This is a genomic window from Pseudoalteromonas sp. S3431 (assembly GCF_000690035.1).
In the GTDB taxonomy this organism is placed as follows: Bacteria; Pseudomonadota; Gammaproteobacteria; order Enterobacterales; family Alteromonadaceae; genus Pseudoalteromonas; species Pseudoalteromonas fuliginea.
This window is the reverse complement of sequence record NZ_JJNY01000104.1, coordinates 1-12,281: the sequence shown is the minus strand read 5'-3', so window position 1 is coordinate 12,281 and position 12,281 is coordinate 1. Positions and strand designations below refer to the sequence as shown.

Annotated in this window: 12 protein-coding genes; 8 read left to right on the top strand and 4 right to left on the bottom strand. The window is 38.3% G+C overall.

Annotated features, from left to right (window positions below):
- Nucleotides 1-42 precede the first annotated feature (42 nt).
- Nucleotides 43-681, top strand: a complete 639-nt coding sequence (locus tag DO88_RS01415) for a sensor domain-containing diguanylate cyclase (protein ID WP_269634990.1) — start codon at nt 43-45, stop codon at nt 679-681.
- 21 nt (nt 682-702) lie between these two features.
- On the opposite strand, the gene DO88_RS01420 is transcribed toward DO88_RS01415, so the two are convergent.
- Nucleotides 703-1,602 carry a LysR family transcriptional regulator gene (locus DO88_RS01420; RefSeq protein WP_033030828.1) on the bottom strand — a complete coding sequence of 300 codons (900 nt, stop codon included), beginning with the start codon at nt 1,600-1,602 and terminating at the stop codon, nt 703-705.
- A 101-nt stretch (nt 1,603-1,703) separates the two neighbouring features.
- Between DO88_RS01420 and DO88_RS01425 the strand changes: the two genes are divergently transcribed.
- From DO88_RS01425 to DO88_RS01440, 4 genes are all read left to right on the top strand, one after another.
- Nucleotides 1,704-2,336, top strand: a complete 633-nt coding sequence (locus DO88_RS01425; protein ID WP_033040928.1) for an NAD(P)-dependent oxidoreductase — start codon at nt 1,704-1,706, stop codon at nt 2,334-2,336.
- Nucleotides 2,337-2,442: 106 nt separating this feature from the next.
- Complete coding sequence (locus DO88_RS01430; RefSeq protein ID WP_033040927.1) at nt 2,443-3,459, top strand: Kelch repeat-containing protein; 1,017 nt, start codon at nt 2,443-2,445, stop codon at nt 3,457-3,459.
- Nucleotides 3,456-4,172: an SIR2 family NAD-dependent protein deacylase gene (locus DO88_RS01435; RefSeq protein WP_033040926.1), complete on the top strand. Its 717-nt coding sequence runs from the start codon at nt 3,456-3,458 to the stop codon at nt 4,170-4,172. The genes DO88_RS01430 and DO88_RS01435 overlap by 4 nt, the downstream gene beginning before the upstream one ends.
- Before the next feature lie 154 nt (nt 4,173-4,326).
- Nucleotides 4,327-5,124: a response regulator transcription factor gene (locus tag DO88_RS01440; RefSeq protein WP_033040924.1), complete on the top strand. Its 798-nt coding sequence runs from the start codon at nt 4,327-4,329 to the stop codon at nt 5,122-5,124.
- 87 nt (nt 5,125-5,211) lie between these two features.
- On the opposite strand, the gene DO88_RS01445 is transcribed toward DO88_RS01440, so the two are convergent.
- On the bottom strand, nt 5,212-5,814 hold the full coding sequence (locus tag DO88_RS01445) for a LysE/ArgO family amino acid transporter (RefSeq protein WP_033040922.1): 603 nt from the start codon (nt 5,812-5,814) through the stop codon (nt 5,212-5,214).
- A gap of 95 nt (nt 5,815-5,909) precedes the next feature.
- On the opposite strand from DO88_RS01445, the gene DO88_RS01450 reads away from it, so the two are divergent.
- Complete coding sequence (locus DO88_RS01450) at nt 5,910-6,803, top strand: LysR family transcriptional regulator ArgP (protein WP_007379089.1); 894 nt, start codon at nt 5,910-5,912, stop codon at nt 6,801-6,803.
- A gap of 6 nt (nt 6,804-6,809) precedes the next feature.
- Here DO88_RS01450 and DO88_RS01455 read toward each other — a convergent pair whose 3' ends face one another.
- Nucleotides 6,810-8,123: a M20/M25/M40 family metallo-hydrolase gene (locus tag DO88_RS01455; protein ID WP_033040920.1), complete on the bottom strand. Its 1,314-nt coding sequence runs from the start codon at nt 8,121-8,123 to the stop codon at nt 6,810-6,812.
- 374 nt (nt 8,124-8,497) lie between these two features.
- Here DO88_RS01455 and DO88_RS01460 point away from each other — a divergent pair, with 374 nt between their 5' ends.
- Complete coding sequence (locus DO88_RS01460) at nt 8,498-9,343, top strand: hypothetical protein (protein ID WP_007379087.1); 846 nt, start codon at nt 8,498-8,500, stop codon at nt 9,341-9,343.
- 497 nt (nt 9,344-9,840) lie between these two features.
- On the opposite strand, the gene DO88_RS01465 is transcribed toward DO88_RS01460, so the two are convergent.
- Complete coding sequence (locus DO88_RS01465; RefSeq protein WP_033023924.1) at nt 9,841-10,884, bottom strand: IS110 family transposase; 1,044 nt, start codon at nt 10,882-10,884, stop codon at nt 9,841-9,843.
- A gap of 194 nt (nt 10,885-11,078) precedes the next feature.
- Here DO88_RS01465 and DO88_RS01470 point away from each other — a divergent pair, with 194 nt between their 5' ends.
- Nucleotides 11,079-12,266, top strand: a complete 1,188-nt coding sequence (locus tag DO88_RS01470; protein WP_007379091.1) for a hypothetical protein — start codon at nt 11,079-11,081, stop codon at nt 12,264-12,266.
- Nucleotides 12,267-12,281: the final 15 nt, after the last annotated feature.

The following is a 12,281-nucleotide window of genomic DNA, read 5'->3' as shown; positions in this document are numbered from 1 at the left end:
TAAAAATGGGGGGATTACCCTTCGCTTTTATCAGGAGAGTTAATAAACCCTCGTTTTGAAAATCGTTGGCTCAGAAAAGATGGACAATTAGTCCACATACTATGGTCTGTTCGCTGGTCTGAAGAACATCAAGTAAGAATTGCAGTGGCTCACGATATTACCGAGCGAAAAGAGATGGAAGAGCAGCTTTATTACATGGCAGGGCATGATGCATTAACGGGTTTACCAAACCGTTCGTTATTAATGGATCGATTGCAAAAAGTAATTGTAAAAGCTCACCGAGATAATCTATTTTTTTCACTACTGTTTATTGATATAAATGGCTTTAAAGCTGTAAATGATACTTATGGTCATAACGTTGGTGATAAGTTGTTGCATAGCATTGCACAGAGGCTGTCGAATGTAATGAGGGAATATGACACTGTAGGGCGTTTAGGTGGGGATGAGTTTTTAATTATTTTAGATAATTTAAAGTCACCAACCGAAAGTGTTGTTATTAGGCGTAAAATTTTAGCTCAATTTAAGGCTGAATTTCAATTGGATGAATTAAGTCTCAATATCTCTCCTAGTATTGGTATTGCCAATTACCCTAATGATGGACAAACTGATCATCAACTCATTAAGTATGCCGATCAAGCTATGTACAAAATTAAAGGCGAAAATGTTGCTAAAGTTATGTAGTCATTTTTATTAATTTAATGTCTATGCTGAACTACTTTTTTTAATATCTTGTTGCCAATTGAGTGCTAAAAAATCAATAAATGTACGTACTAACGTTTGCTGATAACTTCGTGATAGGTACACCGCCCATAGGCTATGGCCAGGTGAATAATAATGCGGCAAGACTTCTACTAGCTCGCCATTTTTTAAGTGTTTATTTGCTAAATCGCAAGGAATATTAGCAATTCCCATCCCCCTAATTGCCGCTTTAACTAAAATGCCCATTTCGTTTGATTGCAAATTCCCCTTAATTGCAACTTTTTGATCATTTGTTGCCGATATTATTCGCCATTTTGTCGCACTACTGTGCACTAGGCAATTATGATTTAGTAAGTCCTGAGGTTTAATTAAGGGGGGCGACTCAGCTAAGTAGTTTGCTGAGGCACATAACACACCATCAATATGCATTAGTTTACGGGCAATATGTTGATCTTCAGGTTGTTCAATATAGCGCAGTGCCACATCAACACGTTCGTCTACCAACTGTGATAAGTTATCCGAAAGTACAAGCTGAACATTTGTTTTGGGGTGTAGTTGTAAAAATTGCTCCACTCTTTCAAATAATAAATTTTGACCCAGCCCAATAGGTGATGCAATTCTGATTGTACCAACTAGTTCATTATTATGGCTATGAGCACGACTTTTTAAATCAGAGACTGTACTGAGTATTTGTTGGCAGTAAATTAATGCTTCTTCACCTTGAATAGTTAAACTTACTTTACGTGTTGTGCGATGAAATAATCTCAACGATAACCACTGTTCTATTTCTTGTACGTGACGAGTAATTTGTAAGCGGCTTAGATTTAAGTGCTCAGCAGATTTAGTAAAGCTGCCACAGCGGGCAACTTCTACAAAGCTTGTAATTGCAGTAATTTTATCCATTAGTAACTTATTATGAACTAATATGTATCTTAACAGTGTGTTTATCACTTAAAAGCGTGCAAGTAAACTAACTTCATTAACTCAATAATAGGATACAGATAATGAAAGTAGCAGTTTTAGGCGCAACAGGCTGGATTGGCAGCACAATCGTACAACAAGCAACTAAGCGCGGTTTAGAAGTGGTCAGCATTGTACGTGACGCAGCGAAAATAACAGATAATACAACTGTCGTTCGCGTATTTGATTTACAAAGCCAAGATAATATTGCTTCAGTACTTAAAGGTATAGATGTACTTATTGCTTCAGTGGGGGGACGTGCAGTAGGTAATCATGAATTAGTTGCACAAACCGCAGAGCGTTTATTAACAGCTTTAAATGGAACAAGCACACGTTTGATTTGGGTAGGTGGTGCGGGTAGCTTAGAGGTTGCACCTGGGGTAACACTTGTATCAACACCTGAATTCCCTGCAGATTACAAAGATGAAGCACTCGCACAAGGTGAAGCATTAAATGTATTTAAAACGACGACTAGTTCTGCTTCGTGGACTTTTGTAAGCCCTGCTGCAGTAATTTATCCTGGTGAAAGTGAAGGTTCTTATCGTATTGGCGGAGATCAGTTTTTTACAAATGAAGCTGGTGAAAGCAAAGTATCAGTCACTGATTATGCAATAGCATTAGTTGACGAAGCACAAAAAGCTGCACACTTAAACCAACGTATCAGTGTTGCTTATTAACTTATATTAAGTTTAAAGCATTTGATTATTTAGATGCTAAGCGCTGGCTCCTAAGGGCAAAATAATTTAATCTGAGAGTATTAATCCTTATTAAATTATTTGTCTTATGAGCCTTCTTTTTTCGCTTGCGTTAGCAAGTCTTCCTGCTTTACCTGAGCCTGTTGCAAATAATGCTGTGGCTAAAGTTATTATTAAAAATCAGCCTTATTTTTTAAGTTTTATGGGATTAGGCCGCGATAAACAGTACTCGTCAGTGCATAACAAAGTGTGGGCGCTTAAAGTTGGCGATTCACAGTGGCAATCTAAAACTGGTGTGCCTTCAAGCTTGCCATTAAAAGGGCGCTTAGCAAGTACCGCAGTCGGTTTAGGTGAATACGCCTATGTGTTTGGCGGCTATACAGTTGCAGAGGATCATACTGAAGTTTCAAGCCCCGACGTATATAGGTACGACGTAATAAAAGATACCTATACTCCTTTAGCCAATATGCCAGTGCCTGTAGATGATAGCGTAGCGCTGAGCTACAAAGCGCGTTACATTTACTTAATTAGCGGTTGGCATAACGACGGCAACGTAAATTTAGTACAAGTATACGACACGCGAAATAATACATGGGAGCAAGCCTCACCATTTTTAGGTGATCCCGTATTTGGTCAAGCGGCAGCAATTAGCGGCAATACAATTGTTGTGTGTGATGGCGTTAAAACACAAGCCAATCCTGATTCGCGTCGCTCGTTTGCAGGCGTAGCACAGTGCTTAAAAGGTACAATAGATTCAACTAATCCACAAAAAATAGATTGGCGCACATTGCCACATCCAACAGGTTCCGCCCACTATCGAATGGCAGCCACCAGCTATAATAGCAATATTTATATGCTGGCAGGTTCTAACAATCCATATAATTACAGCGCAATAGGCTACGACGGTAAACCTGCACCAGCAAGTGATCATGTTTGGCGCTTTAATATCGAAAAAAATGGATGGCAGGTTTTATCACCGGTTGAGGTAAAGAGTATGGATCACCGTGGTTTACTTGAACACAATGGGGTTTTATATCGAATTGGCGGTATTGACAATAAACAGCAAGTAAGTACTAACGTACTGGGTTACGAGGCTGAAAAGTGAACACTCTTTACATTACAGGAGCAGGAGTAAGCGCAGCCAGCGGTATTCCAACCTTTAGAGGGGAGGATGGTTATTGGACCATCGGCAGTAAAAATTATACACCTATGGAAATGGCAACGCGCGCAATGTACCAAAACGCCCCAAAAGAGTTTTTAGCATGGTATTACCATCGCTTTGCAACGTATCGCAACCATGGCCCAAACGACGTACACCATTGGCTAAGTGACAAAAACCTAATTACTCAAAACATAGATGGGCTTGATGGCAAAGCGGGTAACAAAAATTACATAGCGATACACGGCAGGCTCGATCAAATGACGCTATTTCACCATCAAGGCGATGATGTAACCCCGTTTGCCGCTCCGTGGGAAAAGGTAGATGAAAGCTGCCTGCACGACTCCTTATTTGAAGTGTTTAATATTAAAAACCGATCACCTGAGCTTAATTATTCTTTTAAACCCTTTGTTTTATTGTTTGATGAGTATTACACCGAGCTTTATAGAATTAGCGAAGCGCAAAAACGCATGAGTAATGCCGATAAAATTGTATTTATGGGGACTTCGTTTAGCGTTAATATTACGCAAATGGCGATAGAAATAGCGCGTGATTACAACATTCCCATTGAAGTTGTAGACCCCGAACCAGCTCATATTTTACACCCCAATGTGAGTTATAAAAAAATGACTGCGCTTGAGTATATTCAAAATAGCTAAATTAAGTTGGTGATTATGTGTGATAAATACGCTATTTATATTTATTTTACAATTTTATAAAGTATTTCTCCTTCGCTTGTACATTGTTGATCTATAATCTTAACTTATACATTAATCGTCATACTGTAAATATAACAACACTGAAGAGATGTAAATGAGTGATTTAACAGCAATAGCAAACTTATCAATATTATTAGTAGAGCCTTCAGATGTTCAACAAAAGCTTATTATAAAATCACTGACTCAGTGTGGTGTAAAGCAGGTTGAAAAAGCAACATCGCAAGAACAAGCACTAACAATGCTTAATAGTTACCAGCCTGATTTAGTTATTAGTAGTATGTACTTTTCAGACGGTACCGCTGACTCCTTACTACAAAAAATCAGATCAAATCCAATAACAGAAAACCAAGCATTTATGTTGGTGTCAAGTGAGCGTAACAAAAAGTACTTAGAGCAGTTAAGGCAGTCGGGTGTATTAGCTATTTTGCCTAAACCATTTAGTGCTGAAGCTATAACGCGCGCACTTAAAGCTACTTTAGATATTATTAGTGAAGAAGAAGTTGAGCTTGAACACTTTGATATTACTTTATTACGTGTACTTGTAGTTGATGACAGTCGCTTTGCGCGTAAACACATTATTCGCGTACTTGCGGGGATGGGGATCCCAGCACCAGTAGAAGCTGAAGATGGCAAACAAGCCATCGAACAATTAAATACACAGTCATTCGATTTGATTGTTACTGATTATAATATGCCTGAAATGGATGGCAAAGAGCTAACCGAAACCGTCAGAGGGTCAAACACCTACTCACATATCCCTATTTTAATGGTGAGTTCAGAAGCAAACGACACTCACTTAGCCAATATTGCTCAAGCTGGCGTTGATGCCATTTGTGATAAACCATTTGAGCCTGCAACAGTTAGAGATTTATTGTTTAAAATAATGTCTTAACTTATAAACTTAAGGCTAGCAGTAAAAATGTATTAGCATGAGCAGATAAAACTAAAGCAGCGCTTGTTAAAAGTCGCTGCTTTTTTATTATTGGCTAGGTACGTTATAAAGCCCAAACGCCACAAAACATAATATAACTGCAATTGTGGTATCAAATATTCGCCATCTTAATGATGAGCTTAATATGCTTTTAAGTTTAGGAGCAAAAAGCACTAAAGTGCTGAACCAAATTAGTGACCCAACACAAGCGCCAAGTGCAAAATGCATTGGGTTTGGTTGTAAAGCGCCAATATTGCCAAGTAATAACACGGTATCTAAATACACATGTGGATTTAGCAAACTGATTGCAAAGGCCGAAAGGGCAGTACTCCACCAGCTTACTTTTTCTACTTGGCTTATTTTTAAACCCGAAGTCCCTTTAATCGCTCGCATTGCAGATCCATACGCTAAGTACAATAGCATCGCAATACCGCCCCATGTTAACCAAGGCAGTAATCCTGGTAATAACTGCTGTAATTCATTTGCTGCAAATACACCTATTAAAATAAGAGTCGCGTCGCAAATAATGCATACCGTGGCTAAAATCAATCGATTAGCGCCAGCCATGCATTGGCTTAAAATCCAAATATTTTGCGCGCCAATGGCAATAATTAAACTTAGCCCCAGCATCACACCCGATAAAAACGACATACTATAAATCTACTCAACTATTCAATGCCTTGCAGGGTATTGGTAATTCTGTTACAAATCCAATGAATATATTTAGGGTTATATGCGTAAAACTCATGATTGATTATCAACTACTCAATGCACTGTCGGCGGTTATTAGTGAAGGCGGGTTTGAAAAAGCCTCTAAAAAGCTATTTATTACGCAATCGGCAGTAAGTCGGCGTATTCATCAACTTGAAGCCAAACTTGGAGAGCCTGTAATAATTAGGACGCAGCCACCGCGCCCAACCGCTCTTGGCAAGCGTTTACTTAATCATTTACAACAAGTCCTGCAGTTAGAAGTTGCTTTAAACGTAGATGCACTTAACGAGCACTCCAGTTTAAACACACCTCTTAGTGTAAAGTTGGCTGCCAATGCTGATTCACTAGCCACATGGTTGCCAGAAGCGCTAGCCGTGCTAGATACAGAATCTGATTGTAAATTTAGATTTGAAGTGATCTCAGAGGATCAATCTATCGCCCATAAAAGAATGAAAGACGGCGAGGTAATGGTATGTATTAGCTCATCTTCTGAGCCTGTAAATGGCGGGTTAGCGAGCCCATTAGGCGCTATACGTTACAAGGCAATTGCGAGTCCTGACTTTATTAAACAGCATAACCTCACTTCGCTTACGCAATTGGCGCAGGTACCTTGTTTAGTTTTTAGTGAATATGACAAGCTACAGCACCAGTTTTTAGCCGATATTAACGGCTCAACGCCAGAGTATATACATATATATCCCTCATCAGAAGGATTTAAACAAGCCATGATTGCAGGCCTAGGCTATGGTTTATTGCCGACTTTGCAGCTTGGTGATTCCCTGCAAAAAGGGGAGTTAGTTGACTTATTTCCAGAGTATTATATTGATACGCCCTTGTATTGGCATTATTGGCAAAGTGAAAGCCCGCAACTTAAAGCACTGCGAAAGTTTGCAATGCAAGTTGCGGCTAACCGATTAGAACCAATTTAAAGGTGTTTATAACTGCCCTAATCTATAAATGAGTAATGCCGTTTTTTTAATGTTTTTATCAAGGCTGGTTAAATCGGCTGTTTCGTTTTTAGTGTGCGCACCGCTGCCCATCAAGCCTAAACCATCAAGTGCCATATCAACATGGTTTGCCGCAAACGAAATATCAGCCGCACCTGCATTACGTGGATTGGCGGCTACTACTTTGTTGAAGCCTAAGTCGTGGCTTGCGTCGCTGTATAATTCTAATAGCTTTTTATTGCCATCAGTTAATGCCATTGGCGGGTAACCGTCTTCAAAAATAAGCTCTGCTTTACTGCCATCTAAGTTTTTAGCCACAATTTGTAACATAACCCTTTTAGCGCTTTCTACCTGCTTTGGCGAAAGTGCGCGTAAATCACCTGCAACATGCACGGTTTGTGCTATTACATTACTTTTACCAAATGCCGTTGCTGACGAATTAGCACTGTCGTAGTCGGCATTTGTACCGCCCACAATAAGCCCCGGGTTAAACGTTAAATTAGGTTGCGTGGCAAGTTGCTCTCTAAAATCATTTAAAATGCGTGATGCTTCGTAAATAGCGCCATAACCAACGCTTTCGCTAAATATTTGTGACGAATGCGCTGCATTTGCCGTTACGTTTAGCGTCCAGCCGGTATAACCACGGCGCGCCGCCATAGCTGTTTTTATATTGTTATCGCCATTTTCATAGCCAAGCGCTACGTCAGCCCAAATTGCCGCATCAACAATAGCTTGTTTAGATAAGCTAAGCGGGCGACCGCTGCTTTCTTCATCGCCAGTCAATAACACTTTTATGCTTACATTTTCGAGTAAATTAAGGGCTTGTAAGCTTTTAAGTGCGGTAATTATTATCGTGTTACCGCCTTTCATATCGGCAACGCCTGGGCCACTGGCTGTATCGGCATCAAGTTGTTTGTAGGTAGTAAAGTTATCGTTTTTGGCAAATACTGTATCTAGATGGCCGATCATCAGTATTTTTATTGCATCGGGATCATTACTCTCATGGGTTGCTAATACATGCCCTGCGCGGTTAAACGCACTGCCATCCAGCCATTCTACTTTAAAACCAATGGCTTTTAGTTGCTCGCTCGCAATAGCGCCCACCTTTTTTACACCTTCAATATTAAGCGAACCGCTATTAATATTTACGGCTTGCTCTATTTCTTTAAGTGCTTGGGGAATATTTTTATCGACCTGTTTTACTATTTCACGCTCACTTTTATCAAGCGCCGCATGGCTTGTAAGCGATAGGGTACTCGCAAGGGTAAAAATAAGTGCTTGGCTAAATTTTAAAAATGACATAACAGTATAATAAGTAAAAAATAAGAATATTTAATATGAAGTAAAATTAATAAGGATTCAATAGAAGTAGATTGTGATTTTTAACTAATTTTATAAGCAATAACGAGTTACGAGTTTAAGGGTGAACGCGTTATTAGTTTAAACACAGGTATTTAAAATATAACCTGTTAATTAATAATCAACGGGTATAACTAAACAACGATTTGTCTGATATTACTGATCTCCACCATTTTGGGGTTTTGTTACATTTAGAAAAGGTAAGGCGAAGCTAACTAACTGTTTACAGGTGTTTATTTTATAGCTAGGATAAAATCATTGTAATATAACAATATTTGTTATGTGCTTATGAGTTATGACTATATCGTGGATTAAAAATGGAATTATGTAAATACTGTAAAAAAAATGAAGCGATTGAAAACTCTCATATTATACCTTCATTTATTTTCAAGTGGTTAAAGAAAACATCTCCAACAGGTTTTATTCGGGCTACAAATGAACCAAATAAACGCGAACAAGATGGGCCAAAATCCCCTCTACTTTGTAATGATTGTGAAGTTGAATTTTCTGAAGTTGAAAACTGTTTCAAAAAAGAAACATTCTCAAAACTTGCGAACTACAGAGAACCTTGCCCTCAAAAGCTAGATATATCTGAATCTTCAAGAAAATGTATATATGTAATTGCATGGAGGGTATTAGCAGATACTTATTACTTTCCAAAGGATAATCAATATACGGAATGCGAATTTAATCGTTTTCCAGAATTCCTTGATGATATTAAGAGGTTGATTGAAGGTGATAAATCTAAAAAATTTCGTACTCACCTGATACCGTGTACCCGTGAAGTCCTGACCAAACTAGATCTTCCAAAGGTTGATTGGTTTTACTATGAAAGATCTGTTGGTGCCGAACCAAGAATTTGGGACAACTGGGAACGATTTTTAGTCTATATAAAAGTTCCATTTGCAATAATATGTTTTGAAATAGTTCCTAACAACAAAGATGTCTGGTGTGGAACGAAAATTGATGAAGTTGACTGTATTAACCTAAGTGAAATAACAGATTGTCCAGATTATGTATCTGGACAAATTGAACATTTTTTTGGCGCTTTTTTAAAAAGTAAGGAGCTTGTCACAGGGAAACAATTAGAGAAAATGTCAAGTGATATGAAGAAGGCAAACCCAGACTGTGGTTCATTTCAATCTATGAATAAGAAGTGGTAAAGTTTAACGCACATAACACATATGAGCCTTAACTTTGTCAATAGGCATTAGTGTTCTTTTTGACCGTTTTTATCAATTGACGGTCAATTCTAAATCAATAAACAAATTCGTTTACTTCGTCTGTCGATGCGGCTGTTAAGCAAGTTGCTTACGGCAAACACATATAGAGGCTCTCTTATTGCGATCTCATCGCAGCCAGGGTTTTCCCATATCCTTTTGGGGTTGCTGGGGCACTAGACATTCATCGGTTAACCTAATCATGGCACTATACAAGGCAGCTGGCTTCATCATTGTGATCCAGTTAGTTTCAGGCTCAAGTCAGGTGTAAGCGACTTTGTTTATTGTATTAATGCACGCGTACTGAGCGTCTAATCAAGACAAGTGACTTAGGTCTGTAGGCATATAATCAGGTTAAACTTTGTTGGTTATTAACTCACCCAATTGATTGATGCTCAGCCTTATATCCAGTTAGATGTTCAGCTCACTCAGTACCGTGACTAACTCTTTAAGAATTTTGCTTCATCGAATACCGTCTCTTTTTTAAGCATATAATAAACACAGCGACCAAGCTTATGCGCAAGCGCTGACAGTGCTTTGGCTTTGCTCATTCGTTTTTGTAGTTTTTCAAGGTATTTATTGGCGTTGTGATTGTGACGCAGCAGTAATACGGCAGCTTCCGAGAAAGCCCATTTGAGATGTGCATTGCCAATTTTATTACCTTGGGTGCCATAGGTTTTGCCGGCAGACTCTGCTTTGCATTTGACTAACCGACTATATGAAGCGAACTTTTGTACACTTGAAAAGCGATTGATGTCACCAATTTCGTAAATTATAGTGAGTGCTAGAATGCGGCCTATACCATTAATTGTTTGCAAGATATTAAGGTGCACAGGATTATGCTGCTTAGCCATTTTTTCAATGTAATGCTCTAAAGGCTTAAGCTCCTTATGATAGCAATCGAGTATAGCGATGTTTAAATTAATAGAGCGCTGTACAACGGGATCAGGAAAGTAATAGCGCATCTTTTCTCTGTCGCAGACGTTCTTTAAATTGACATTATGCGCAGGTAAATTGTACTGACTGGCAGTATTATCAACATGGGCTTTTAAATCAGCACCATGACGAACAATTTTGGTTCTACGGCGTAATAAGTCGCGCGTAGCACGCATATCTTTGTCATAGACATAAGCAAGTGGAAAGTTACCACCACGAATAAGTTTGGCAATTTTATGTGAATCAATTTTATCGTTTTTAGCTTTACCGCCATGAATCGCTTTCATATACAAAGCATGCCCAAGGATAAAGTCGATAGTGTGTTCTTTGCAAAAGTCAGCGACCCAATACCAACAGTGCATGCATTCTACGCCAACCACAATGTCACCGACATACGGTTTAAGTAGTTTTAGAAGTGCGTCAGGGTCATCTTTAATTTTCTTGTGAACAAGGATAAGTCCTGTATTATCAATGATACAGACGTAAAGTAAACGCGCGTGTAAATCGATTCCACAATAATATGGATGCATGTTATTGTAAAAGTTCATTGAGCTTTCTCCTGTAAGGTTGGTTGCCTTTTCAGCGTAGCGAATAATCGCGATGCTGGGGAGGCTCAATGAGTATCAAGAACCTGAAATCCGACAGCTAACACTGTCGCATTTTTTGCAAAAAAAAAAGACGCAAAAACCTGCACCAGCACGCTGCGGTTTAGGTTGGCGTTAGCTATCTAGGGAGTTTAATCATGTCTGTTAGTCAGCTTCAAACCTTATCTGAATTCACTAGTTCTTTAGCCGCTATTTTCAAAACTTATCCCATACTAAGTCTTCTATTAAGTATTTTGTATTTTATTTTTAGTTATACTTTTGGTGTTCATATTAAAGAATGGGTAAAAGAAAGAAGAAAGAAGTCCATAGAGCAAAAGGAAAAGATCAAGCTTTTAGCTAATGCCAAAAAGTTGCGAAAAAATCAAAGTGGAAAAAAGTTTTCTTTTGGGAAAGTTAGTACTAGCGTACACGTTTTAGATTATAACCAACAAGGATACTCAAAAGGTTTTTTGATCTCAGAATTAGTAAATATAAATGAAATAATACCCGCTGAATACCAAGAACAATTCAATCGTAAGTTTAAAATTTGGGAGTCAAAGAAAAATAATGGTGAAATTTTTGAAGGGGCAAAGAAAGTATCTGTTAAAAAGATTCAAATAGATCGCTCTCCTATAGGTGAAGAAAAAAGATTCAGGGTAGAGTTAGATAATTCAAAAGGTTATGTACATCAAAGAGCTGCGACTTCTGTATTTTTGGATTTAGATGATAATATGCGAAGCAATATCATTTCAGAACCTCATAGCACGATGGAACCATTTTTTAGTAATAGTTTTGGAATTTTAATAGGGATTATAACGGGAGATGATCAGTTAGTATTTGTCAAAAGGGGCTCTTCTACTGCCGTTAACGAAAATAAAATTATATGTGGTGCAGTTGAGGGAATGATAGATAAAGATATCGTTAATGGCAAGCTCAATCCAATAGTTGCAGCCAGCCGAGCCTTATCGGAGGAATTTGGAATTAACCTGGATAACGAGGAATTAAGCAGTATTAAGATTGTATCCTGTATATTCAATTGTGATTATCACGAATGGAACTTAGTTGGATATGTTGATTTAAGGAGGTTCGGTAAGAAATATATATCCTCAGTGATATTTGATTACAACTCCACTGCAAAAGCACATGATTCATGGGAAGTAAATGAATTGATGTTTTTAGACTTCGAGCCTAAGGTCATTGCCGGTTATTTGTTATCTCATGAAAATGAAGTAGTTAATTATTCCAAAGTCACCGCGATTTTTACTCTATTATCTGCATATGAAAATAGAACCGAAGTAGCTAAAGCTTTTGATGCTGATATAGATCTAACTATATCAGATAGCTAACAACACGCCCTGAGG